This window comes from Lentzea chajnantorensis (assembly GCF_054300775.1).
Window position 1 is genome coordinate 1,213,557 of record NZ_JBSDZT010000002.1, and the last position, 24,532, is coordinate 1,238,088.

The 24,532-nt window shown below is 69.6% G+C and carries 21 protein-coding genes; 6 read left to right on the top strand and 15 right to left on the bottom strand.

Translation table 11 applies throughout. The annotated features are described in order from the left end of the window. Position 1: 1 nt before the first annotated feature. Complete coding sequence (locus ACVDFE_RS06580) at positions 2-1,180, bottom strand: sensor histidine kinase (protein WP_458429883.1); 1,179 nt, start codon at positions 1,178-1,180, stop codon at positions 2-4. Positions 1,181-1,364: 184 nt separating this feature from the next. After that, entirely contained in the window at positions 1,365-1,802 is a 438-nt protein-coding gene (locus ACVDFE_RS06585) for a hypothetical protein (protein WP_360393986.1), read from the bottom strand. Positions 1,803-1,854: 52 nt separating this feature from the next. Between ACVDFE_RS06585 and ACVDFE_RS06590 the strand changes: the two genes are divergently transcribed. From ACVDFE_RS06590 to ACVDFE_RS06600, 3 genes are read left to right on the top strand one after another with little or no spacing between them, the layout of a single operon-like run. After that, a complete protein-coding gene (locus ACVDFE_RS06590; protein WP_458429884.1) occupies positions 1,855-3,357 on the top strand; it encodes a dynamin family protein in 1,503 nt (500 codons plus the stop codon). After that, positions 3,354-3,719: a nucleotide exchange factor GrpE gene (gene grpE, locus ACVDFE_RS06595; RefSeq protein WP_360393992.1), complete on the top strand. Its 366-nt coding sequence runs from the start codon at positions 3,354-3,356 to the stop codon at positions 3,717-3,719. The genes ACVDFE_RS06590 and grpE overlap by 4 nt, the downstream gene beginning before the upstream one ends. Next, complete coding sequence (locus ACVDFE_RS06600) at positions 3,716-5,536, top strand: dynamin family protein (protein ID WP_458429885.1); 1,821 nt, start codon at positions 3,716-3,718, stop codon at positions 5,534-5,536. The genes grpE and ACVDFE_RS06600 overlap by 4 nt, the downstream gene beginning before the upstream one ends. Here ACVDFE_RS06600 and ACVDFE_RS06605 read toward each other — a convergent pair. Then, entirely contained in the window at positions 5,533-5,913 is a 381-nt protein-coding gene (locus ACVDFE_RS06605) for an Imm32 family immunity protein (RefSeq protein WP_458429886.1), read from the bottom strand. The genes ACVDFE_RS06600 and ACVDFE_RS06605 overlap by 4 nt on opposite strands. 97 nt (positions 5,914-6,010) lie before the next feature. Between ACVDFE_RS06605 and ACVDFE_RS06610 the strand changes: the two genes are divergently transcribed. The 3 genes from ACVDFE_RS06610 to ACVDFE_RS06620 all read left to right on the top strand — a co-directional run bounded on the left by ACVDFE_RS06610 (position 6,011) and on the right by ACVDFE_RS06620 (position 9,140). Continuing rightward, positions 6,011-6,697 carry a hypothetical protein gene (locus ACVDFE_RS06610; protein ID WP_360394001.1) on the top strand — a complete coding sequence of 229 codons (687 nt, stop codon included), beginning with the start codon at positions 6,011-6,013 and terminating at the stop codon, positions 6,695-6,697. Positions 6,698-7,000: 303 nt separating this feature from the next. Then, positions 7,001-8,812 (top strand): phosphoenolpyruvate carboxykinase (GTP), encoded by a 1,812-nt coding sequence (locus tag ACVDFE_RS06615; protein ID WP_360394004.1) that lies wholly within the window; start codon positions 7,001-7,003, stop codon positions 8,810-8,812. Positions 8,813-8,927: 115 nt separating this feature from the next. Next, positions 8,928-9,140 carry a hypothetical protein gene (locus ACVDFE_RS06620; protein WP_458429887.1) on the top strand — a complete coding sequence of 71 codons (213 nt, stop codon included), beginning with the start codon at positions 8,928-8,930 and terminating at the stop codon, positions 9,138-9,140. 296 nt (positions 9,141-9,436) lie between these two features. Here ACVDFE_RS06620 and ACVDFE_RS06625 read toward each other — a convergent pair whose 3' ends face one another. The 12 genes from ACVDFE_RS06625 to ACVDFE_RS06680 form a co-directional block, all read right to left on the bottom strand. Continuing rightward, positions 9,437-10,279, bottom strand: coding sequence for a septum formation family protein (locus ACVDFE_RS06625; protein ID WP_360394010.1), 843 nt, complete (start codon positions 10,277-10,279; stop codon positions 9,437-9,439). Next, positions 10,276-11,541: a hypothetical protein gene (locus ACVDFE_RS06630; RefSeq protein ID WP_458429888.1), complete on the bottom strand. Its 1,266-nt coding sequence runs from the start codon at positions 11,539-11,541 to the stop codon at positions 10,276-10,278. Before ACVDFE_RS06630 ends, ACVDFE_RS06625 begins: the two co-directional genes overlap by 4 nt. Positions 11,542-11,621: 80 nt before the next feature. Next, the gene (gene mctP / locus ACVDFE_RS06635) at positions 11,622-13,256 is read right to left on the bottom strand and encodes a monocarboxylate uptake permease MctP (protein WP_360394016.1); all 1,635 of its coding nucleotides are present in this window, start codon (positions 13,254-13,256) and stop codon (positions 11,622-11,624) included. Beyond that, entirely contained in the window at positions 13,256-13,522 is a 267-nt protein-coding gene (locus ACVDFE_RS06640; RefSeq protein WP_360394018.1) for a DUF3311 domain-containing protein, read from the bottom strand. Before ACVDFE_RS06640 ends, mctP begins: the two co-directional genes overlap by 1 nt. Before the next feature lie 107 nt (positions 13,523-13,629). After that, a complete protein-coding gene (locus ACVDFE_RS06645; protein WP_360394020.1) occupies positions 13,630-14,322 on the bottom strand; it encodes a GntR family transcriptional regulator in 693 nt (230 codons plus the stop codon). A gap of 106 nt (positions 14,323-14,428) precedes the next feature. Further along, positions 14,429-15,325, bottom strand: coding sequence for an ROK family protein (locus ACVDFE_RS06650; RefSeq protein ID WP_458429889.1), 897 nt, complete (start codon positions 15,323-15,325; stop codon positions 14,429-14,431). Between the two features lie 72 nt (positions 15,326-15,397). Further along, on the bottom strand, positions 15,398-17,509 hold the full coding sequence (locus tag ACVDFE_RS06655; RefSeq protein WP_458429891.1) for a hypothetical protein: 2,112 nt from the start codon (positions 17,507-17,509) through the stop codon (positions 15,398-15,400). Positions 17,510-17,567: 58 nt separating this feature from the next. Next, positions 17,568-18,329 (bottom strand): amino acid ABC transporter ATP-binding protein, encoded by a 762-nt coding sequence (locus ACVDFE_RS06660; protein ID WP_360394028.1) that lies wholly within the window; start codon positions 18,327-18,329, stop codon positions 17,568-17,570. Continuing rightward, positions 18,326-19,123 (bottom strand): amino acid ABC transporter permease, encoded by a 798-nt coding sequence (locus ACVDFE_RS06665; protein ID WP_360394031.1) that lies wholly within the window; start codon positions 19,121-19,123, stop codon positions 18,326-18,328. The genes ACVDFE_RS06660 and ACVDFE_RS06665 overlap by 4 nt, the downstream gene beginning before the upstream one ends. 74 nt (positions 19,124-19,197) lie before the next feature. After that, positions 19,198-20,019, bottom strand: a complete 822-nt coding sequence (locus tag ACVDFE_RS06670; RefSeq protein ID WP_360394033.1) for a transporter substrate-binding domain-containing protein — start codon at positions 20,017-20,019, stop codon at positions 19,198-19,200. 258 nt (positions 20,020-20,277) lie between these two features. Further along, on the bottom strand, positions 20,278-22,932 hold the full coding sequence (locus ACVDFE_RS06675) for an MGH1-like glycoside hydrolase domain-containing protein (RefSeq protein WP_458429892.1): 2,655 nt from the start codon (positions 22,930-22,932) through the stop codon (positions 20,278-20,280). A 79-nt stretch (positions 22,933-23,011) separates the two neighbouring features. After that, positions 23,012-24,433, bottom strand: coding sequence for a M20/M25/M40 family metallo-hydrolase (locus tag ACVDFE_RS06680; RefSeq protein ID WP_458429893.1), 1,422 nt, complete (start codon positions 24,431-24,433; stop codon positions 23,012-23,014). Positions 24,434-24,532: the final 99 nt, after the last annotated feature.

Below are 24,532 nucleotides of genomic sequence, written 5' to 3' on the forward strand. Positions count from 1 at the left end.
CCTATGCGGCGAGCGGGAAGACCGCGCGGACGCGCCAGCCACCACCGGGGTTGGGGCCCGCCTCGAACTCACCGCCCAGCACCGCCGCCCTTTCCCTCATGCCGATGAGACCGTTGCCGCCGGACACCTTGACCACGTCGTGCGGTGTGCCGAAGCCGTCGTCGACGACCTCGAGGTGCAGCTGCTCCGGCGTGCGGGCCAGCCGGACGGTCGCCGTCGAACCGGTGCCCGCGTGCTTGATGGTGTTGGTCAGTGCTTCCTGCACGATCCGGTAGGTGCTCAGGCCGACACCGGCGGGCAGGTCGTCGACGTCGCCGGTGATCTCCAGGCGGACCGGGACCCCGGCCGCGCGGGCGTTCTCGGCGAGCTCGACCACGCCGCGCGCGTCGGGCTGCGGCTCCCACTGCGTCTCGGAGTCCTCGCTGCGCAACACGCCCAGCAGCCGCCGCATCTCGGTGAGCGCGAGCCGGCCGGTCTCGGCGATCGTGCGCACGGCGTTCTCGGCGACCTCCGGCTGCTTGCGGATCGTGTACGCGGCGCCGTCGGCGTGGACGATCATGACGCTGACCGCGTGGGCGACCACGTCGTGCAGCTCGCGGGCGATGCGGGAGCGCTCCTCGCCGACCGCGAGCCGCGCCTGCTGGTCGCGCTCGGTCTCCAGCAGCTTGAGGCGTTGCTCCAGTTCGTTCTGGTAGGCGCGGCGGGCCCCGATGAACTCGCCCATCGCCCAGCTGAAGCCGAAGATCACGAAGATCATGAACACGAACAGGACGGCCTCTGGCTGGCCGACCTGGAAGACCGCCCAGAGCAGCGTGCCCGCGATCAGCCAGGCCAGGTAGATCAACCCGGCCTTGCGGCCCATGTACGCGACGAGCGTGTACAGCGCGATGGCCAGTGCGAAGTCGGCCATCCGCACCGGCAGCCCGGTCTCCCACCCGCCGTGCGTGAACAGCTGCAGGAACCCGCCCGCGAGGATCAGGTAGCTGGAGCCGACCGGGTGGTAGCGCCGGAACGGCAGCGGGCCGAGCAGCAGCAGCGTGACGGCGAGGAACGCGGACACGGACAGGCCGCGGTCGACGCCCGCGACACCCGCTGCCAGGTCGAACAACGCCAAGATCCCGGCGATCAGGGAGTCCCCGAACGCCGGGTGTGCCTTCATCCACAGGCTGAACCGCCGCACCGGACAAGGTTAGGTGCGAGTCGAACTTCCGCGCGTCGCGCCACGGGCTGACACCGGGTACTACCTCGGAGTGAGTTCCTGTGTCGAGGGGTTGATGCACCGCAGGCGTGCTCACGACAGGACGAAGGCAGGGCACCGTGGTGGCTGCCCTGCCTTCATCTGCACTGGACGCCGTCCGCGCGCACTACTTCGCGGAGTAAGGCGACTCGATCTTCGGTGCGGGTCGCGGGTCGCTCACATGTGCGTGGCGCTCCTCGTAGATGCGGTGCTCCTCCGCCATCTGGTCGGCGAGCTGCTGCTGCACCTGGCGATCCCTGATCCTGGCCAGGATCGCCATCGTGACGCCGTGGGCCAGTGCCAGGAGCAGCAGCACGATCCCCAGCTTCACGACCACGTTCTTCACCGCGTCACCGGTCTCGATGCCAATCGTCGAGACCAACGCGAGCAGGCCGAGCACGACGAGGTGGAACAGGACGGCCGTCAGCTTCATCATGCCGCCGGCCTGGTCGTCGTCGTACGCCGCGCGCTTCAGGTATTCCTTGCCACTGCGGTAGATCAGCTGGCCGTCTACGACGACCAGGACGATCCCCAGCACTAGGAACGTCACGTAGCTGTCACCCATGCACGGTGGCTACCCGAGTACGTACGTGCACAAACCGTGGCAGGATTCGGACGTGACGGCGTTGCAGGGACGACAACTGGCCAGCCCGCTCTGCGCGGCGGTGGCCCACCTGTGCGTCGCGCTGCAACAGCAGGTCTCCCCCGCCACGGCCGCCGGTTTCCAGGAGGTCCTGCGCCGGCTGCACGCACCGTTGCAGGTCGCGGTCGCCGGCCGCATCAAGTCCGGCAAGTCGACGCTGGTCAACGCCTTGATCGGGCGCCGGGTCGCACCCACCGACGTCGGCGAGTGCACGCGGCTCGTGACCCGGTACCAGTACGGGACGGTCGACCGGATCGAGGTCGTGCTGCAGGACGGGCGGCGGCAGGTGCTGCCGTTCGACGCGGCCGGCATGATCCCCGCCTCGCTCGGCCTCGACGGCGTCTCGCACATCGAGGCCTACCTGACGAACGCGGTCCTGCGCGACTTCACCGTCATCGACACGCCCGGCCTGGGCTCCCTGGACGCGAGCTCGGTAGCGCGGACCGAGGAGCTGCTGGACCCGGTGTCGCGCAACGCGGTCGCCGGCGCCGAGGCCGTGCTGTACGTCGTGACGCAGGGGGTGCGCGCCGACGACCACCAGACGCTGGCCGCCTTCACGGCCGCCACGGCGTCGCGGGAGGCGGGGCCGGTCAACGCGGTGGCGGCGTTGAACAAGGTCGACGCGGTCGCCCCGGAGTCGGTCGCGGGGTCGGACGGCGACGTGTGGCGCGCCGCCGAGATCCTGGCGGCGAAGCAGGCCGAGCTGCTCAAGCCGCGGGTGGCCGACGTGCTGCCGGTGATCAGCCTGCTCGCCGAGTCCGCGGAGACCGGCGAGTTCACCTCCGCCGACGCCGACGCGCTGCGGCAGCTGGCCGCGCTGGACGCGGACACCCGCACGATGATGCTGATGTCCGGCGACCTCTTCACGTCGTGGGACTGCGCGGTGCCGGCGGGCGTGCGGTCGCGGTTGCTGGAGAAGCTCGACCTGTACGGCATCGGCCGCGCACTGGCCGCCCTGGACGCCGAACCCGGTCTCACCGCCGGCGCGTTGCGGCGGGTGCTGTTCGACGCGTCGGGGTTCGCCGCCGTGCGGGCGCGGCTCGACGCGGTGTTCCGCTCCCGTGCCGACGGCATCAAGGCCGCGGCCGCGCTCGCGTCGGTGACGTCGCTGGCCGCGGCCGACCCCGGTGAACGGCAGCGCGTGCACGACGCGATCGAGGCGCTGCTGGCCCGGCCGGAGGCGCACCAGCTGCGGTTGCTGGAGGCGTTGACGCTGGTCTCGTCGGGTGCGGTGGTGCTGGCGCCGGACCTGACCGAGGAGGTGCTGCGGCTGGGCAGCACCCCCGGCGTGTCCGGCCGGCTGGGACTGCCCGGCCGGCCGGTGGCGGAGCTGCAGGCGTTCGCGCTGGAACGGGCCGGCTGGTGGCGTTCGTTCGCCTCCTTCGGCGCGACGCCGGCGCAGGCCCGGGTGGCGCACGTCGTCCACAGGGCGTATTTCCTCATTTGGCAGCAACTACGTGCTGGGGGGCACCGATGAGCGTGGGTGGAACCGATCCGGCGGACCTGGCGTCGGACGCTGGTGTGGAGACCATTGCCGACGAGCTGCTCGACCAGGCGCTGGCCGAACGCCGCGCACTGGTCCAGCTCTGCCTGTACGCGCTCGACCGCGCGAGCTCCGGCGTGGTGCAGCGCATCGAGGAAGGTCTGTCGTCCATAGGAGTGGTCGCGGTCCGCGCGGACGGCCAGCGGTTCGACCCCGCACAGCACGAGGCGGGCGGCACGGTGCCGACGGACGACGTGTCGTTGCTCGGCCTGGTCGCCGAGACCGAGGTCCCCGGCTTCTGCGACCGCGGCCGAGTTCTGCGCGCACCGATCGTGACGGTCTACACGCCCCGATGAGCAACCTCCCGCAGACGGTCCGCGCGGCCCGTGAACGCCTCACGGCGGTGGTCCGCGACCTCGACCCGGCGATGGCCGACTGGGTCTCCCGCCGCTCGGTGCCGGAGACCTCGTCCGTCGTTGTCGTCGGCGAGACCAACCGCGGCAAGTCGTCGCTGGTCAACGCACTGCTGGCCGCACCGGGCCTGTCGCCGGTCGACGCCGACGTGGCCACCTCGACCTACCTGGTCTTCCAGCACGGCCCCGACTGGGCCGCCCGCGCCTGCTACCCCGGTGTGCTGGCGCCCGTGTCGTTCCCGCTGCCCGCCTTGATCAACTGGGTGTCCGCGGCCCACGAGCTGCCGCCCGGCGAGCTGCCACCGCGCTACGTCGAGGTCGACGCGCCGATCCCGCTGCTCTCGCGGATGTCCGTTGTGGACACTCCGGGGGTCGGCGGGCTGGAGTCCGTGCACGGTGAGCTGGCCCTGGAGGCCGTCACCTCCGCCACCGCGCTGGTGTTCGTGGTCGACGCCTCCTCCCCGTTCACCCGCGGCGAGCTGGACTTCCTCAAGCGCGTCGGCGACCGGGTCGAGACCGTCGTCTTCGCCCTGACGAAGACCGACCGGTACCGCGGCTGGCGCCAGGTCCAGGACGCGAACACGGCCCTGCTGGCCGAGCACGCCCCGCGCTTCGCCGAGGCGGCGTGGTTCCCGGTCTCCTCCCGCATGTTCGAGATGGCCGCCCAGGCCCCGAACCCCGACGCCGCCGCGATGCTCCGCGAGCGTTCCGGCGTCGCCGCGCTGCAGACCTCGTTGCAGGAGCTGGTCTCCGGCCGCGCCGGGATGCTCGCCGAGGCCAACGCCCTGCGCGCACTGACGACGGTGCTCGCCGAGCTGACCATCCGCCTCGACCACGAGAAGCGCGCCCTGTCCGTCGGCGAGGACGAGGCGGAGGTGCTGCGCGCCCGCCGCGAGGAGCTCGTCACCGAACGCCGTTCCTCCACCCGCGGCTGGCAGGTCCGCCTGCGCGGCGAGGTCCAGCGCGCCCGCGTCGAGAACTCCCACGAGATCTCCCGTCAGATGCGCGACCTGCAGACCTGGTACCGCCAGGCCATCGACACCGCCGACCGCACGGCGCTGGCGGCGCTGCCCGCCCAGGTCGACACGGCACTGCAGGTCGTCTCCAGCCGCATCTCCACCGTGCTGTCGGTGCGCTTGGCCGCCATCGCCGACACCGTGCTGTCCTCGTTGTTCAGCCCCGACGAGCTGACCCTGATCCGCGGCCAGTTCGCCCGCGGCGAGCGCCCCCCGGTCGTGTTGCGCCCCAAGGAGAAACGCCCACCCACGGCAGAGGACAAACTGCTGGTGTTCATGGGCGTTTCCGGCGGCCTCGGCGCCGGCAAGCTCGCCGTCATGCCGCTGGCGGGCCTCGGCATCGCCGCGCTGAACCCGATCGTCCTGCCGGTGACCATTGCGCTGGGCCTGGGCGCCGGCTGGTGGATGGCCAGGACCCGCACCCACACCGCCGAGAAGCAACACGTCAAGCAGTGGCTCTCCGACGCCATCGCCGACGCGCGGTCGATGGTCGACCAGCTCGCCGCCGAACAGCTCATCGAGGCCGAACAGGCGTTGTCGCTGGCGCTGGACGAGGCGCTGGCCAAGCGGATCGAGGCCATCGAGGCCGAGCTGCGCGAGGTCGACAAGGCCCTCCGCATGGAGGCCGGTGAGCGCGGCCGCGAGCTGCAGGCCGTGACGCGTCAGCTGGCGGAGGTGGAGTCGGGGCGGTCCAGGGCGGAGGAGCTGCTGGGCCGCATCCGCCAGGTCCGCGACCGCACCTAGGCTTCGGTGACCTGCACGACCAGCGGCCACGACTCCTCGGCGAGGTGGTGGTGGCCCGGGAAGTGGTCGACGTGCACGTGAAGCTCGAAGTCCGCCTCCTCGGCCAGATCGCGCAGCACCTCGCCCAGCACCGCCAGGTGCTCGGCCCCACCGCTGACCACGAGCTCCTGGTCCACCACGTCGACCACGACCTCGCCCCCGGTCACCCGGACCTCCAGTGCCCGCAGGCACGTCTCGTACGGGGCCGGGTCGGTCAGCTCCGTCTCCACCCGCCCGCCCGTGCAGAAGAACAGGTCGGCGGCCTGCGCGACCGACCCTCGGGAGCCCGACAGGTCGACCTCCCGCGTACGCGACGAGCAGCGCAACACGACTGCCATGACTGTTCCTCCGGTCGGCGGGTGTGGTTGGCGGTGGAACCAAACCGGCATAACGTAGGTCAGACCGGTACGCAGAAGGTGTAGGAGGTGTGTCCCGGTGTACATCGACGAGAACGGTGCGGCCGACGCCGAGCTGAAGGTGACCGTCGAGGACGAGGAGTACACCGCCGACGTCACCTTCGACCTGAACGACGACGGCGTGAACGACTCCGCCGTGGTCGAGACGGACGACGGCGGCCATCTGGCGTTCACCGACACGAACGGCGACGGTGACGCCGATCTGATGAGCACGTTCGACAAGGACGGCAATCTCCTGAGCCAGGCGCGGTTCGAGGAGAATTCCGGTGAGTGGGTTGCCGTCCACCCGGACGACCAGACGCAACAAAAGACGAATTCCGGTGCTTCGCAGACGATTGTCGTGGACACCGACGAAGGTGAGCGAAAGGTCGGTCCGGCGACCGAGGACACCGACGGCGACGGCAAGGCCGACACCGCGGTGGTCAAGGACGACGAGGGCGACACCTGGCTGTTCACCGACAAGAACGGTGACGGGCGTGCCGACGTGGCGACCGAGATCACACGGTCTGGCGAGGTCACGATGTCCGAGCAGCGCGGTGACGACTGGGTCGAGGTCGAGCACGGGCACATCGAGTCCGACGGCCGGTACGTGACGGACTCCAAGAGCGGCGTTCTGGACGACTCGGACGAGTGGTTCGAGGAAGAACGGTTCAACGGGGTCGTCCGAATCGATTCCACGACCGGGCAGTGGATCAGCCCCAACTGAAGCGCAGCTCACAGGCCCCGATGTGGTGAGAACCGCATCGGGGCCTCTTGTGTTTTTCCCCCGTCGTGGACGCCTTAACTCCGTCCGTGTGCTGAATCGATTCCAGAATCGGTTTTGTGAGGCAAGCGACAGGCTGGGGGTGCGTTACCTGCCATTCACCGGGCTAACCTCGGTCCATCCCCTTCCACGTGCGCCTGGCCCCACCGGGCGTTGTGGAGCTATTCCCGAGGACGACGAAGTCCCGCACACCGGACGATCCACGTCCTCGGGCGGCCGAGGCGTTCAGTCAGGAGACGAGACGAGATGACGGCAGTGACCATTCCCGGTCTCGACCACGCACCTACCAACCACGCGCGTCTGCTCGCATGGGTTCAGGAAGTCGCAGAGCTGACCTGCCCCGACGAGGTTGTTTGGGCTGACGGGTCCCAGGCCGAATGGGACCGCCTCACGAAGAAGCTCGTCGACGCCGGCACGTTCGTGCCGCTGAAGAAGAAGCCGAACTCGTTCTGGGCCGCCTCCGACCCCAGCGACGTGGCCCGCGTGGAGGAGCGCACGTACATCTGTTCGGTGCGCGAGGAGGACTCGGGCGCGACGAACAACTGGATGGACCCTTCCGAGATGAAGGCCATCATGACCGAACTCTACCGGGGCTGCATGCGTGGCCGCACGATGTACGTGATCCCGTTCTGCATGGGCCCGCTCGACGCGGAGAAGCCGATGCTGGGCGTCGAGATCACGGACTCGGAGTACGTGGTCGTCTCGATGCACATCATGACCCGCATGGGCAGCAAGGCCCTCGCGGTCTTCGGTGACGACGCGGACTTCGTGCCCGCGCTGCACTCGCTGGGCGCTCCGCTGGAGCACGGCCAGGAGGACGTGCAGTGGCCGTGCAACGAGACCAAGTACATCTCGCACTTCCCGGAGACCCGCGAGATCTGGAGCTTCGGCTCCGGCTACGGCGGCAACGCCCTGCTCGGCAAGAAGTGCTACTCGCTGCGCATCGCGTCCGTGATGGCGCGCGACGAGGGCTGGCTCGCCGAGCACATGCTGATCCTCAAGCTCACCTCGCCGGAGAACAAGGCGTACTACGTCGCCGCCGCGTTCCCGTCGGCCTGCGGCAAGACGAACCTCGCCATGCTGGAGCCCACCATCCCGGGCTGGAAGGTCGAGACGCTCGGCGACGACATCGCCTGGATGCGCTTCGGTGAGGACGGCCGCCTGTACGCGGTGAACCCGGAGAACGGCTTCTTCGGCGTCGCGCCCGGCACCGACTACCACACCAACCCGAACGCGATGCGCACCATCGCCAAGGGCAACTCGCTGTTCACGAATGTCGCGCTGACCGACGACGGCGACATCTGGTGGGAGGGCATGGGCGAGCCCCCGGCCCACCTCACCTCGTGGAAGCACCAGGACTGGACGCCGGACAGCGAGGAGCTCTCCTCGCACCCGAACTCCCGCTACTGCACGCCGATCGAGCAGTGCGACATCAAGGCGCCCGAGTGGGACGACCCGAAGGGCGTGCCGATCAGCGCGATCTTCTTCGGTGGCCGTCGCGCCACGACGATCCCGCTGGTCACCGAGTCGCGCGACTGGCAGCACGGCACCTACATGGGCGCCACGCTGTCGTCGGAGACCACGGCCGCCGCGGTCGGCAAGACCGGTGTCGTGCGTCGTGACCCGATGGCGATGCTGCCGTTCATCGGCTACAACGCCGGCGACTACTTCCAGCACTGGGTCGACCTCGGCAAGCGCGCCGACGCCGACAAGCTGCCGAAGATCTTCTACGTCAACTGGTTCCGCCGCGGCGACGACAAGCGCTTCCTGTGGCCCGGGTTCGGCGAGAACTCGCGCGTGCTGAAGTGGGCCATCGAGCGCATCGAGGGCAAGGCCGCCGCCCAGGAGACGCCGATCGGCTACGTGCCGACCGCGGCTGACCTGGACCTGGAGGGCCTGGACGCGCCGATCGAGGACATCGAGGCCTCGCTCGCGTTCGACGCCGACGAGTGGCGTGCCGAGATCCCGCTGGTCGAGGAGTGGTTCGACAAGATCGGCGAGAAGGTGCCGACCACGCTCCGCGACCAGTTGGCCGCTCTGAAGCAGCGCCTCGGCTGACCTTTCACGGCACGCGGGGACCCCGCGTTCCCCCAGAGGGAACGCGGGGTCCCCGCGTGCGTTTTCAGCGGAGGCGGGGAGTGACTGGGTCGCTGAGGTGGGGTATCACTGAGGGGTGACGCAGGACGAGGACTTCCTCGGCGGACTCCACTACGACGGCACCAGCCGCGACGTCGCGGTCGGTCCCTCCACGGGCATCGTCCGCTACTACCCCGTGCCGCCCGCACCACCGGCCCACACGCCGTGGTGGCGCTACGCCCTCGTGTTCCTCGTCGGCCTCGCACTAGGCGTTGCCGCCGGCGTGGTCCTGTGCAGCGAATTCCTCTGAGTCCGCGCAGCTCATCGTCCATTGCGGACGAAGTTGTCCACAGGTGTGGACGGCTCTGTGCACAGGTTGTGGATGGTTGTGGACAGCCCTGTGGGCACACCGGGGCGCGGTCTCTATCGGGAGAAGCGGTCCCGCTCCAGGAATGAACCCGGCCCCTCCCGGGAACGTCTTGTACATGTGATGGCGATCACCAAGATCGTCACCGGGGACGGAAAGGGAGGTGTGCCGTGGGAATCGCAGGAGTCGCGATGCTGGTGCTGTCTCTCGCCGCCGTGCTGATGGTCGTGATCGCCGGATCAGTTGGGCAGCGGGTTGTCGCGGATGCCGAGGAGAGTGCCGCTGAAGGCCCTGGTGGCCTCCGCGTAGCAGATGGCGTTGGTCCAACCCTCTGACCACGCCTGCGAACCGGGGTTCCGCCACGCCGGGAAGACGTCCGTGCGCTTGGACGAACCCAGGTAGTCGTGCACGGCCTTGGTGCACTTGTCCGTCGCGATGGCGTTCATCTGCTCCTTGGACGGAGCCGGGTCGCTCGGCTTGCCGAGGGAGACCACACCGCCGGGCACGGCCTCGGCGAGGTGCGCGCCGTTGCAGGCCGTCACCTTCACCTCCGCGTCCTTCGACGGTGAGCCGCTGGTGCAGGTCTGGAACGTCGAGAAGCCGTTCTGGCCGAGGATGTTCTTCACGGAACCCTTGCGCGCCAGCGGCTTCTCGTCGGGGCTGATCTCCACGACGGTGCACAGCCGCCAGCGCTGGCCGTCCTTCCAGCCCTGCTCGTTCGGCCAGAAGGCCCACACCCGCAGGCGCGTCGAGTCCGCGTCGCCACTGCCCAGGTACTCGGTCAGCACCGAACGGCACGGCGGCAGCGCGACCTTGCGCAGCGCCTGCGTGTCCGGGTAGCTCGCGCCAAGACCGGAGAGCTCACCGACGCTCATCACCTCGGCCTCGTGCGCCCCGGCGCAGTCGAGGACCTTGAGGTCGAAGGCGTTCATGCACTGCCCCGCCTTCGGCAGCGTCGGCGCGGACGCGCTGGCGGTGGACGGCATCGGTCCGGGGACCGCCTGCCCGCCCACGTTGATCGTGCAGGCCGAGACCGCCCACGCGCTCAAGAAGATGCCCACCGCCAGCCGCACACGAGTCACACCGCAGAGACTAGGGCCTTGACCTGATCGGCGATGGCCCGGCGCTGGTTTTCGAAGGCCGCATCGGTCAGCGCGGCCGGGTCGGCGGGCTGCCCGAGGACCGGCGTGTGCAGGTGTCCACCGAGGACTTCCGTTGCCCCGTAACCGATCCGCAGCCGGTTCGCGCGGTACATGCTCTCGTTCGACAGGTAGTCGCCGCCACCGCCGACCGCCGCGACCGCACCGGGGGTGGGCTCGTCCGTGCGGCAGTCCTGCTGCGAACCGACCGGCGTGCCGACCTTCCACTCGCAGAAGCTGCGGTTGAGCACCACGGGGTACGGACCGGTGCCCGCGTCGATCATCTTCTGGTACGGCAACGAGGTCTCGATGAACTCGGTCGCCGGCTGCGGCCACCCGGCCGCGTCCGGGACGCTGCCGAACGTGCGCACGTCGTTGTTGTCCGGCGAGCCGCCCCGCCAGCGAGCCGCCCACCGTTCGACGTCGAACCGGTCCGGCCGGCCCTGGCTGATCGTCACGAACCCGTCCGGCCGGTTCCGCTGCTGCAACGCGGAACCGTAGAACTGCTCGACGATCCCCTCGTCGAAACCGCCCCACAGCACCGGGAGCACCGCCGCCTGCACCACGACCTTGCCGCCGGGGGTGTCGATCTCACGGCCGTCGAGCTGCAACGCCGCCGCACCGGCCGGGTTGGCGCGCCGGACGTTCGTGCCGGTGAGCTGGAACGGGTCGAAGCCGGTCACCGCGATCCGCCGCACCCCCGGCCTCACCGGGAACGCCGCGTCGCTCAGCCCGCGCGAGGCCCAGTCGAACTGCTGGATCAGCTTCGCCCGGTCGTTGACGGACAACGCGAACCGCGGCTTCCACTGCCGCAGCGCGGTGGTGAGCTGCAAGCGCGCCCAGTAGAGCGGGCGGTCGTCGTAGGCGTCGTGCGCGAGCGGTTTCGCGCTCTGCGCGCGGGCGACGGCGGCCTTCCACAGCGCGTTGCCCTCGTTCACGACGAACTGCCGCGCCTGCTTCGCGACGATCTGGCGGCACAGCTTGGCGGTGAAGTCCCCGACCCTGCCGTCGAACCCGCCGAGCGCCACCAGTGCGGGACCGACCGCGGGCCCGCCGGGCACGAGCACGTCGTCGAGCCGCTGCTCCTCGACCGTGAGCGGTGCGGCGGTGTCGTAGCAGTGCGCGTCCTGGGCCTGCGCGACCCCCGGCGCCACGACGAGCGACGCCGTCGCGATGAGTCCGACCAGACCGGCGATGGTTTTCACACCTAGATGCTTAGCGCAACGGGCCACCCGGCAAACCCGCCAGGTGGCCCGTTGTCGTCAGCCTTGCGTCTCGACAGGTGTCAGTGCGCGGCCACCGGCTTGACCCGCGGGCTGTCCTCGTCGACGTGGTAGTCCGACGGGTCGGTGTGGTCGACGCCGTTGGAGACCCCGGCCTTCCTCGCGATCAGCGTGGCGATCACCGCGACCAGCAGGTTCACCACCAGCGCCACGATGCCGACGTAGATCTGCACGGTAGAGGCGCCGAACGGGTGCCAGCCGAAGATCGACAGCTTGCCGAGCGGCAGCGCCGATCCGGCGAAGTGCGCCTTGCCGATGGCCGGGTTGCCGATGTTGTAGAGCAGCCACATGCCGTAGCCCATGCCCGCGACCCAGCCGGCGATCAGGCCGTAGACGTGGAACCAGCGGGTGTACAGCGCGATCGCGACCGCCGGCAGCGTCTGCAGGATCATCACGCCGCCGATGAGCTGCAGGTCGATCGAGAACTGCGGGTCGACGAACACGATGAACGCGACAGCGCCGAACTTCACGACCAGCGACGCGAGCTTGGCCTGCTTCGCCTCCTGCGCCGGCGTCGCGTCCTTCTTCACGTACTCCTTGTAGACGTTGCGCGTCCACAGGTTCGCCGCCGCGATCGACATGATCGCCGCGGGCACCAGCGCACCGATGCCGATGGCCGCGAACGCGATGCCAGCGAACCACGACGGGAAGTTCTGGCCGAACAGCTCGGGAACGATCGTGTTCGTGTCGGGGCGGCCGGTCGCCTGGTTGACGATCGGCTTGGTGCCCGCGCTGATCGCGACGTAGCCCAGCAGCGCCAGCAGACCCAGCACCAGCGAGTACGCCGGCAGCGCGACCATGTTGCGCTTGATGACGTTGCGGCCGCGGCTCGCGAGGATGCCGGTCAGCGAGTGCGGGTAGATGAACAGCGCCAGCGCGGAGCCCAGCGCCAGCGTCGCGTACTGCAGCTGGTTGTTGCTGTTCAACAGGATGCCGTCGGTCTTGGCCGGCGTCGCGTCGAACTTGGCCTGCGCGTCGTTGAAGATCTCGCCCCAGCCGCCGAACTTCGCGGGCAGGTAGACGATCGCCACGAGGATGACGATGTAGATCAGGATGTCCTTGACGAACGCGATCAGCGCCGGCGCCCGCAGGCCCGACTGGTAGGTGTAGAGCGCGAGGATCACGAACGCGATGAACAGCGGCAGGTGGCCGAGGATGCCGGAGCCGTTGAGGCCCATCGACCGCAGCACCGCTTCGAGACCGACCAGCTGCAGCGCGATGTACGGCATGGTCGCGACGATGCCGGTGACGGCGATGATCAGTGCCAGCCAGTGCGAGCCGTAGCGGCCCTTCACGAAGTCGGCGGGCGTGACGTAGCCGTGCACGCGGCTGACCGACCACATGCGCACCAGCGGCAGGAAGACGATCGGGTAGAGCACCACCGTGTACGGCAGGGCGTAGAAGCCGAGCGCACCGGCACCGAACATCAGCGCCGGCACAGCGACGAACGTGTACGCGGTGTAGAGGTCGCCACCGACCAGGAACCACGTGATCCAGCTGCCGAACTTCCGGCCGCCCAGACCCCACTCGTCGAGGTGGTCGAGGGTCTCGCCCTTCTGCCACCGCGCCGCCACGAAACCCATGACCGTGACGAGCAGGAAGAGGACGCTGAAGACGATCAGCTCAGTCCACTGCATCAGTTCGCTCCCTCGTCCAGGTCGTCGACACCCAGCTCGTCCGGCTTACCGGTGACGACCGGCGCGTCCTTGGTCTTCACGTAGACCAGACCGACGGCGAGCACGCCGACCGGCACGAACACGAACTGGTACCAGTAGAAGAAGGGGAGCCCGAAGAGGCGGGGCTCGTCCATGTTGAACCACGGTGTGATGAGCATCAGCAGCGGGACTATCAGCAACAGGTTCCAGTTGCTCCAGCGCAAGCCGGTCCTGGGTTCCGACGGCATGGGGCCCTCCGTGTACGCGGTGTTGCGCGGATGTTAGGCCTGACGACACGGCTCGTCAGCACGCTGATCGGAATCGTTGCACTCCGCTTAACACTTTCTTTGGGCGGTCAGCTCCGCGCTTCCCCGAGCTGCTCGACGAGGTCGGCCTCCGCGAGGTCGAAGTACTCCCGCAGCTTGCCGGTCGCGCGGTCCACGTCACCCGCGTTGAGCAGCTCGACTATCTCCCGGTTCAGCGGCAGGTACGCCAGGTGCAGCCGCTTCGGATCGCTGACCACCCGGAACGCCAGCATGAGCTCCGCGAACAGCCGGTCGGACTCCTCGCTCAGCCGGCTGCTGCCCGCCAGCCCCACGATCCCGCGGTGGAACCGCACGTTGGCCGTCCCGACCCGCCCCCAGTCCTTCCTGGACCCGTGCGAGAGCGCTTCCTCGACCGGCATCCGCACCGCGTTGCGCCGCGCCTCGTCGACGTCCGCCCACTTCTGCAGCGCACCGCACTCGATCACCCGCCGCGCCGCGTAGAGGTCGCGCACGTCCTCGGCCGTCGGCGTCCGCACGAACACCCCGCGGCTGTGCTCGTGCACGAGAATTCGATCCCGCGTGAGCAGCCGGAACGCCTCCCGCAGCGTGTTGCGGCTGACCCCGAGCGCCCCGCCGATCGCCTCCTCGCTGAGCCGCAGGCCCGGCGCCAGCTCCCCGTCGAGCACGCGCTCGCGCAGCATGTCGGCGACCTTCTGCGCGGTGCTGGCCCGCTCCAGGCCGCCCTTGCCCTGCGCCAGCGTCGACACCCACGTCTCGGTCACCGCGCCAGTCTATTTGCGGGATCGTTCGATTGCAGTATCGTTCAACAATTCTACAATCGCGCGCCGGTGCCCACGCATCGCCGCACCGGATCGCGCCTGCCCCGCCTCACCGGGCCTGGACCAGCGCCGCCGCCCCGACCAACCCCGCTTCCCCACCGAGCTCCGCCGCCCGCACCTCAAGACCCGCCAGGTACGACAACCCGGCGTGCGCCTTCAACGCCCGCCGCACCGGCTCGAACAGCAGCTCACCGGCCTGCGCCACCCCGCCGCCGATCACCGCCACGTCCAGGTCGCACACCGCAGCCGCCCCCGCGATGGCCATCCCGACGGCTTGGCCAGCGCGGTCGAAGGCGGCCAGCGGGATCTCCTCACCGGCGAGCGCTGCGGCGGCGAGCAGGGCGGCGTCGGCGTCGTCCGGGGCCTGCCAGCCCGCGTGGCGCGCCCAGGCGACCATGCGGGGGCCTGCGGCCACGGTTTCCACGCAGCCGCGGCCACCGCACGTGCACGGCGTGCCGTCCGGGTCCACGACGACGTGGCCGATGTGGCCGGCGTTTCCGGTGCGACCGCCGAACGGACGGCCGTCGAGGACCAGGCCGCCGCCGACGCCGGTCGAGACGACCAGGCCGACCAGGTAGCGGCTGCCCTGGCCGGCGCCGCGCCAGTGCTCACCGAGGGCCATGCAGACGCCGTCGCCGGCCAGTTCCACCGGCACACCGGGGAGCAGGGACGCCACCGAGTCGCGCAGCGGGAAGTTCCGCCAGGACGGCACGTTGATCGGCGACACGGTGCCGTCCACCGTGTTGACCGGGCCGGCCGAGGCGATGCCCACGCCGGCCACCGCCACGTCGGCGACCACCGACGTGACCAGCGACGACACCGCGGGCCACGGGTCCGCGGCGGGAGTGGGGACGCGGGTGGTCCGCACCACCGCGCCGGAGGGGTCGACGAGGGCGGCGGCGATCTTGGTGCCGCCGAAGTCCAGTGCCAGCACCAGATCAGTCACGGTCGCCGATCCTAATCCGCGCACCCCGGCAGCGGCTCCACACCGATCACAGTGGACGGTGTGGCGGCGGGGTCAGCGCTTCAGCATCCGGGTGAGACCGGCAGCCACGGTCGTCGCCAGCACCCAGCCGGACACGATCAGGCCGGACGCGATCCACATCGACGTGCCCGGTGTCTGCCAGCGGTTCTTGTTGCCGAAGTCCACGATGGGCACGACCAGGTCGATCGTGTAGAGCCACGCGTTCCACGGCAGGTGGTCGTCCTCGTTGATCGGCACCAGCGGGCCCTTGTGCTGGAACCAGATGCTCCCGATCAGCCACGCGGTGATCAGCCACCCCAACGCGCGCGCCGGGCGGTAGCCGTAGCCGACCATCGAGCGCTGCAGGAAGCTCCACAGCAGCACCAGCGGCCCGAAGAACCGCATGCCCTCGGCGACCGCGCGGTACCGCAGGCGCTGCTTCTCGATCAGCACGGTGGAGGCGTGCTCCTCGTTGCCGGCCGCGGTCAGCATCTCCGCGAACTGGTCGTACGGGCGCGGGTGGTAGCTGCGCCGCATCGCGTGCCGCAGCCAGCGCAGCCGCTGCTCGACCTGGGCGTCGTCGCGCAGGTCGATCGGGTGGGCCAGCGAGTCGTAGCGGAAGTCGTCGAGGTCGATGAAACCGGTGGCGTTCCAGAAGTTCTCGTTGTCGTCCAACGAGTTGCAGCGCGCCTGCCGCAGCGTCACGAGACCCTTCGGCGGTGACACCACGTTCAGCATCAGCTCCTGGACCTGCATGCCCATGCCGTTCAACGCGTGGCTGTCGAGCTTGTAGCCGAGCACGCCGCCGTTGAAGTTCGCCATGCGGCCGATCACCGCGCGCCGGCACCGCACCCCGCCGTGCGCCACGAATTCCTTCTCACCGCGTGCGCAGATGAGGTCACGGCCGATGGTGGCACCGCCGATGTCCAGCGACGGCTTCTCCCGCGGCTGGTGGCGGTACTTGCCCGGCTTGGTCAACCGGCTGCCGCGCAGGTCGAGGTTCGCGCCCACGGTCACGGCGCGCAGCTCCAGCCCGCCGGAGACGTTCGACTCGCGGACCACGAAGTTGCTGCCCACCCGCGTCCGGTTCGCCAGCACGGCGTCCGCGAACGGGTTGTCCACAACGGCGCGTTCCACGGTGATGCTGCCGCGCACGTGCGTGTCGACCATCCGCAGCTGGCCCTGGATGTGCACGCCGCGGCCCACGACGTCACCGCCGATCTCCGCGCCGTCGACGTGCAACGCGCGCCCGGCGCCGGTCGGCTCGGTGCCGACGGCGGGGGGCGACACGGCGTCCAGCACGGCGTCGGCGAACGACAGCGTGCCGCCGATCTTCGCGTTCACCGCGCGGATCGTGCCCGCGCTGGTGAAACCGCGGTCGAGCTCGACGTCACCGGACACGTCCACGCGGTCGAGGACCAGCGTCGCCGACGGGTCCGCGTGCGGGTCGGTGGTCTCGTCGAACTCCGCGCCGCGCGACAGCACCGCGCCGCGCAACGACAACGCCGAGCTGATCCGGGCGTTCGCGAGGAACACCACGCCGTGCGAGGTGAACGTGCCGAGGAAGTTGCCGCCGACCTGCACCCCGTTGCCGTTCAACGTGAACCCGTCGGCGTTGCTCAGCACCGCGCTGACGAGGTTGACGTTGCCGCCGATCCGCGCACCGGCGATCCGGATCTCGCCCTCGGTGCGGATGCCGAAGCCGAGCAACGCGCCGGCGAGCGTCACCCGGTCGGCGTGCACGCACAGCCCGCCGGGAACGCTGAACTCGCTGTCGCGCAACAGGACCGAGCCCGCGATGTCGGCGTCGGTCAGGTCGACGAGCCCGCCGACGCGGCAGCCGAGCAGCGAGACGTCGTTGCTGCTGTGCAGGTTGCGCGCCTGCAGACCGGGCAGGTCGCAGTCGGTGAAGGAGATGCCGGCGAGGTTCGCCTGCCGCAGGTCCGGTGTCGCCTCGAACCGGCAGCGCTCGAACTCCAGCACGTACGGCACCTCGACCGCGCGCAGGTCGAGCACGCCGGTGACGACGTGGTCCACCACGCGGATGACGGGTGGGGTGCTCGGCTTGCGCCGCGGCAACCGCCACCCGCCACCGCCGGTGCTGTTCTCGTTCTCCCCCAGGCCGCGCAGTACGTCAGCCGCAGGGAGCCTCTTCTGCGTGGCCACCGCACCAGTGTGACCGGCCGCGCCGCGTTTCGAGGTCGATCACGGGGAACCGGCGCGGCTACGCGGACGGCCCCTGGTGCGTCGGGTCGAGCACGCGCGACAGGAACGACTTGGTGCGCTCCTCCTGCGGGTTGCCGATCACCTCGGCCGCCGGGCCCGCCTCGACGATGTAGCCGCCGTCCATGAAGATCACCTTGTCGGCGACCTCGCGGGCGAACTGCATCTCGTGCGTGACGACCAGCATGGTCATGCCCTCGTCGGCGAGCTGCCGCATGACGCCGAGCACGTCACCGACGAGCTCGGGGTCGAGCGCGGAGGTCGGCTCGTCGAACAGCATCACCTCGGGGTCCATCGACAGCGCGCGGGCGATCGCCACGCGCTGCTGCTGCCCGCCGGACAGCTCCGCGGGCATGGAGTTGGCCTTCTCCTTGAGCCCCACGCGTTCGAGGTTGCGCAACGCGATCTCGTTCGCCGCCTGCTCGCTGCGCTTGAGCACCTTGCGCTGCGCCACGGTCAGGTTGTTCATGACGTTGAGGTGCGCGAACAGGTTGAAGCCCTGGAAGACCATGCCGATCTTCGTGCGCGCGAGGTCGATGTCGACGTCCGGGTCGGTGAGCTCGACGCCGTTGACGACGATCCGGCCTCCCTGGGGCTCCTCCAGCAGGTTGATGCAGCGCAGCAACGTGGACTTGCCGGAACCGGACGGACCGATGATGCAGACCACGTCACCGCGGTTGACCTGGAGGTCGATGTTCTTCAGGACCTCGAGCGGGCCGAACGACTTCTTCAGCCCGCTGATCTCGACACTGACGTCGCTCATACGACGGCCACCTTCTTCCCGCCGGAGCGCCGTTCCAGGTACCGCGACAGGTAGCCCAGCGGCAGCGTGATCACCAGGTAGGACAGGCCGACCACGAGGATCGGCGTCAGCGTGGGGCTGCGGCTGAGGAACTCGCGGCCGAACTTGAGCAGCTCGTAGTCGTCGCGCGCCAGGCCGATGACGTAGACCAGCGACGAGTCCTTGGTGAGCAGGATCAGCTCGTTGGTCAGCGGCGGCAGGATGATCCGGAACGCCTGCGGGATCACGATCGTGATCATCGCGCGGCCCCGCGACATGCCCAGCGAGCGCGCGGCCTCGACCTGGCCCTTCGGCACCGCCTGGATGCCGGCGCGGACCGTCTCCGCGATGTAGGCACCGCCGACGAGGCCGAGCGCCATCATCACGATCGAGTAGATGTCGAACTTCAGCTGGAACGCCAGCGGCACCGCGACGGTGAACGCGAGGAACACCAGCAGGGCGGGGACACCGCGGAAGAACTCGATGTAGACGGTGGCGATCCACCGGTACGGTGCCACCGACGAGAGCTTCATCAGTGCCAGCAGCAGGCCGAGCACCAACGCGAGCCCGAACCCGAACAGCGTGTAGATGACGGTGTTCTTGAACGCGACCGTGATGAGCTCGGGGAACATCGCCCCCGCGGTATCCACGTCGAAGAACGTGTGCGCGATCTCCGACCAGTTCGCGGTGAACGCCACCACCAGTGCGACCAGCACCAGCAGGCCGTACTGCGCGTACCTGAAGTATGTGGCGCGCTTTCGCTTGGACAGCGCCATGTGAGGCTCCTAGCGGATCGGTCCGGACGTGAGACGGGGTCGGCAGGTCCTCTGCCGACCCCGTGGGAAGCCGCTTACTTCGACGCCGGCTTCTTGCCGAACCACTTCTCGTAGATCTTGTCGTACTCGCCGCTGCTCTTCGCGTCCTTCAACACCTGGTTGACGACGTCGAGCAGGGCCTTGTTGTCCTTCTTGATGCCGATGCCGTACTTGTCGCCGGTCGGGAACTCCGTCGTCACCTCGGTGTCGGGGAACTCCTTGGCGTAGTCGTACAGCGGGCCGTTGTCGTTGATCGCGGCGTCGACGGACCCGGTGCGGACCGCCGTCTCCTGCAACGTCAGGTCCTCGAACTGCACGACCTCGTAGCCGTACTTCTCCTTGTTCTCGTTCGCGTAGATCTCACCGGTGGTGGACTGCTGCACGCCGAGCTTCTTGCCCTTCAGCGCGGCCAGGTCCTTGTAACCGGTGCCCTTCTTCACGAGCAGGGCCTGCTCGGCGTCGAAGTACGGGTCCGAGAAGTCGAGCGCCTTCTTGCGCTCGTCGGTGATCGTCATCGCCGCGGCGGCGACGTCGCAGTCGCCGACGTTGAGGCTCTGGCCGTTCTGGATGCCCTCGAACGCGGTGTCGAGGATCTCCTGCTGGACGTTCAGCTTCTTGGCCACCAGGTCGACGAGGTCGACGTCGAAGCCGATGGTCTTGTCGCCCTCGCTGTACTGGAAGGGCTTGTACGACAGGTGCGTGCAGGTGACGAGCTTGCCGTCCTTGACGAGCTTCACCCCGCTGTCGCTGCTGGTGCCGCCACCGCTGTTGGTGCTCGTCGCGCAGCCGGTCAGCGCGGTCAGCGCTAGGGCCGCTGCGGGCAGCAGGGCGAGCACGTGCCTGGTTCGACGAGCCACTGCGTCACTCCTCGTAACTGTTGCGGACGAGTGAACGGGATACTGCCACCCGGGTGACGTGGTGGACAGCACGTGCGTGTTACAGGCCACTCCGTTGCAACAATTTTGCGTGACATGGGCAAATCGGCCGCAGGATGTTGCGCAAATTGGCCTAGATCACACAACGTCTGTACATATTGCACACGAATGGTGACGAACTGCGAGCGCGTCCTTGATCAGGATTTGATCACGGGGACTGCGGTTCGGTCCGGTTCCGCCTCAGCTGCTCCGTTCCGCGAGCAGCCCCGCCACCAGCGCCGTCCACCCCGTCTGGTGCGTCGCCCCGAGCCCTTCGCCCGTGTCGCCGTCGAAGTACTCGCTGAACGTCACGTGCCGCCGCCAAAGGGGTGACTCCGACGCCTCGATCCGCTTGCCGTCCGACGGCCGGCGCCCGTCGTGGTCGGGCAGGAACAGCCCGACCAGCCGGTCGCTCAGCTCGTCCGCGACCTGACCGGCCGTCATCGCCCGCCCGGAGTTCGTCGGCATCTCCACCTGGAACTCGCCGCGGTGGAACGCCTCGACCGTGCGCAGCGCCTCGACCAGCAGGGCGTTCGTGGGCAGCCAGACCGGGCCGCGCCAGTTCGAGTTGCCGCCGAACATCGGGGTGTGCGACTCGCCCGGCTCGTAGCCCATCCGGTGGTCCTGTCCGGCGACCTTGACCTCCAGGCCCTCGCGGTGCGCGGCGCTCAGCGACCGGATGCCGTGCGGCGAGAGGAACTCGTGCTCGTCGAGCATCCGGTGCAGCACCCGCCGCAGCCTGTGCTCGTCCAGCAACGACGCGAACGCGCCGCGCTCGTAGTGGAACGTGATGAACTGCCGCAGCTCCGGCCGCCGCTTGAGCAGGTGCTCCAGGCGTGACGTGAAGCCGTGCAGCTCCTCCAGCACCCACGGTTCCAGCACCGCGGACGCCAGCAGCGGGATCAGGCCCACCATCGACCGCACCCGCACCGGTTCGGACTCCACTGACCCGTCGTGGGCGCGCCGGGAGACCCGGTCGTAGCAGAAGCCGTCCTCGTCGTGCCAGATGCCGCTGCCCGACGACCCGAAGTGCGTGAACGCCTCCGCGATCGACAGGAAGTGCTCGACGAACTTGGTCGCCACGTCCTCGTACGACTCGTCGTCGCGCGCCAGCTCCAGCGCGATCTGCATGAGGTGCAGGCTGTAGGCGGCCATCCACGACGTGGCGTCGGACTGCTCCAGCCGCCACTCGCCGAGCATCGGCTCCGACCGGTTGACCGGGCCGATGTTGTCCATGCCGAGGAAGCCGCCCTCGAACAGGTAGCTGCCGCCGGCGTCCTTGCGGTTGACCCACCAGGAGAAGTTCAGCAGCAGCTTGTGGAAGACCTTGGCGAGGAACCCGCGGTCCCTGCTGCCGTCCGCGCGGTAGACCTGCAGCGCCGCCCACGCGTGCACGGGCGGGTTGACGTCGCCGAACTCCCACTCGTAGGCGGGGATCTGGCCGTTCGGGTGCATCATCCACTCGCGGCAGAACAGCAGCAGCTGCTCCTTCGCGAACGCCGGGTCGACCAGCGTGAACGGGATCGTGTGGAACGCGAGGTCCCACGCCGCGAACCAGGGGTACTCCCACTCGTCCGGCATCGAGATCACGTCGGCCACGTCGAGGTGCCGCCAGTGCACGTTGCGCGCCTCGGGGGTGCGCCGCGAGCTGGGCGCCTCGGGCTTCGTCGGGTCGCCGTCGAGCCAGTCGCGGGTGCGGAAGCGGTAGTGCTGCTTCGTCCACATCAGACCGGCGAGCGCGCGCCGCAGCACGTGCCTCTGCTCAGGCCCCGCCTCGGGCGCGATCGCGTCGTGGAACTCGTCGGCCTCCCGCCTGCGGGCGGCCATGGTCTCGGCGAAGCTCGGCCCGAACGGGTCCACGTGCCCGTCGCCGCCGGTCAGCCGCAGCCGCACCGTCACCGTCTCGCCCGGCTCCACCGGGTCGAACGAGTACCAGGCCGCGAACTTCGTGCCCGCCGCACCGGGGTCGTCCGGCCCCACGACCTGGCAGGCGCTGGTCGAGCCGCGCACCACGTACTCGCAGATGCCGTCCTTGGCCCACGGCGACGGGTTGCGCTCGGCCCCGAAGAGCGCCACCTCGTTGCTCTCGTTGTCCGTCATCAGCAACGACGGCGAGTCGTCCAGGTGCAGCGTGTACCGGCCGAGGTTGCCGTGGTCCGCGGTCACCTTGCGCCCGGTCGTGGTGCTCGCGACCAGCCGGCACGGCCGCCCGTCCCGCCCCCACGCCCAGGTGTTGCGGAACCACAGCTGCGGCAGCAGGTGCAGCGGCGCGTCCTCCGGCCCGCAGTTCGTGGCGCTGATCTCGACGCAGATGTCGTCGGTCTCCGCCTTCGCGTACGTGACCACGACGTCGAAGAACCGGTTCTCGTCGAGCACCCCGGTGTCGGACAGCTCCGGCTCCCGGTTCTCCCGCCCCGCGGTGCGCGCCATCTCCCTGAGCTGCTCGTACGGGTACTCGCGCTGCGGGTAGCGGTAGACCACCTGCATCCAGGAGTGGGTGGGCGTCCCGTCGGTCACCCACCAGTGCTCCTTGACGTCCTCGCCGTGGTTGCCCTCCTCGTTGGCGAGACCGAAGTACCGCTCCTTGAGGATGGGGTCCCTGCCGTTCCACAGCGCCAGGGCGAGGTTGAGGAACCCGTGCACGTCGCAGATGCCCGCGATGCCGTCCTCGCCCCACCGGTAGGCCCGCGACCGGGCGTGGTCGAACGGGAACGACGCCCAGGCGTCACCGCCGGGCGAGTAGTCCTCGCGGACCGTGCCCCACTGCCGGCCGGAGAGGTACGGCCCCCACAGCCGCCACGGCGAAGTCGGTGTGCCCGACTCCGCGAGACGCGCCCGTTCCGCTTCTTCGCCCATCGACCCAGTGTGCGTCACGGGTCAGGACGATTGCTGGGGCCCGGGTGTGGTTTGGGTCGTACCTCACTGAAAGACCGGGTCAGGACCCCTGTGCCGCGTGCGCGTCCAGCACCAGCGCGACCGCCTCGGTGACCCTGGCCGCGTGCGCCAGGTGCAGCCACTCGTCCGGCACGTGGCAGTTCGAGTCCGGTCCGATCACGCCGGTGACCACGAACTGCGCCTCCGGGTACGCCTCGTGCAGCAGGCCCATGAACGGGATCGAGCCGCCCAGCGACACGGTCCGCCACGGTGCCCCGAAGACGTCCTTGCCCGCCTCGTCGAGCACGGCGGACAGCCACGGGGCCAGCTCGGGCGCGTTCCAGCCGTCGGCGGCCTCGACGCGGGAGAGCCCCACGGTCGCGTTGTAGGGCACGTCGGTGGTGAGCAGCGTGCGCACCGCCTCCAGCGCGGCCGCGGAGGACGCGGTCGGCGGCAGGCGGAACGACAGGACCAGCGAGGTGTACGGGCGCAGCACGTTGCCCGCGTCGTCGGGCAGCGGCAGGCCCTCGGCGCCGGTCACGGACAGGGTGGGCCGCCAACCGGAGTTCAGCGCGAGCTCGACCTCGTCCGGGGACATCGGCCGCAGGTCGCCGACGCGCGGGACCGGGTCCCACAGGGCACCTGGTGCGGCCTCGACGGCCTCGCGGACCTCCGCCAGCCGGTGAGCGGGGATCTCGACGTGCATCTCCGGCACCAGGACCTCGCCGGTCTCGGAGTTCTCGATGCGGTCGAGCAGGGTGCGGGCGATCCGGAACGACGACGGCACGATGCCCGACGCCATGCCGGAGTGCAGGCCGCCCTCCAGCACCCGCACGGTGACCGTGACCTGCACCAACCCGCGCAGCGACGTGGTCAGCCACATGCGGTCGTAGTCGGAGCCGCCCGAGTCGAGGCAGACGACCAGCGACACGCGGCCCAGCCGGTCGGACAGGTGCTCCAGGTACGCCGGCAGATCGGGCGAACCGGACTCCTCACCGGTCTCCAGCAGCACGACGCAACGGGCGTGCGAACCGCCCGACGCGCGCACGGCCTCGATTGCGGCAACTGCGGCATAACCGGAGTAACCATCATCGGCAGCGCCGCGCCCGTAGAGACGTCCGTCACGCAGCACAGGGGTCCAGGGGCCGAGTCCTTCGCCCCACCCGCCCACCGGGGGCTGCTTGTCGAGGTGTCCGTAGAGCAACACCGTGTCGTCGCCGGAGTTGCCGGAGGCCGGCACGTCGACCACGAGCAGCGGCGTGCGTCCCGCCAGTTGGACGACCTCCAGGGTCGCGCCGGGCAGGTTTCGCGAGGCGATCCACGCGCGCACGTGGTCGATGGCGGCGGCCAGTTCGCCGTGTTCCTCCCACGCCGGGTCGAAGGCGGGGGAAACGGCAGGCACGGCCACGAGCCGAGACAGGCTCGGGACGATCTCGGAGTCCCAGAGCGTCCGGACGGTGCTGGTCACAACGGAGCGGTCCACCTCTCGATCCTGTCACGACTCCGCCTCTGCCCGCGTCGTCAGACTCTTACCAGGAGGCCCGCACAGAAGTTAACGATCGGTAACCGGGACAGTGGCGTC

Coding starts and splice junctions, on each gene's coding strand:
- ACVDFE_RS06585 (WP_360393986.1), bottom strand. CDS start 1,802: ATGGGTGACAGCTACGTGACGTTCCTAGTGCTGGGGATCGTCCTGGTC.
- grpE (WP_360393992.1), top strand. CDS start 3,354: ATGAGCGTGGGTGGAACCGATCCGGCGGACCTGGCGTCGGACGCTGGT.
- ACVDFE_RS06600 (WP_458429885.1), top strand. CDS start 3,716: ATGAGCAACCTCCCGCAGACGGTCCGCGCGGCCCGTGAACGCCTCACG.
- ACVDFE_RS06605 (WP_458429886.1), bottom strand. CDS start 5,913: ATGGCAGTCGTGTTGCGCTGCTCGTCGCGTACGCGGGAGGTCGACCTG.
- ACVDFE_RS06615 (WP_360394004.1), top strand. CDS start 7,001: ATGACGGCAGTGACCATTCCCGGTCTCGACCACGCACCTACCAACCAC.
- mctP (WP_360394016.1), bottom strand. CDS start 13,256: ATGCAGTGGACTGAGCTGATCGTCTTCAGCGTCCTCTTCCTGCTCGTC.
- ACVDFE_RS06640 (WP_360394018.1), bottom strand. CDS start 13,522: ATGCCGTCGGAACCCAGGACCGGCTTGCGCTGGAGCAACTGGAACCTG.
- ACVDFE_RS06660 (WP_360394028.1), bottom strand. CDS start 18,329: ATGAGCGACGTCAGTGTCGAGATCAGCGGGCTGAAGAAGTCGTTCGGC.
- ACVDFE_RS06665 (WP_360394031.1), bottom strand. CDS start 19,123: ATGGCGCTGTCCAAGCGAAAGCGCGCCACATACTTCAGGTACGCGCAG.
- ACVDFE_RS06675 (WP_458429892.1), bottom strand. CDS start 22,932: ATGGGCGAAGAAGCGGAACGGGCGCGTCTCGCGGAGTCGGGCACACCG.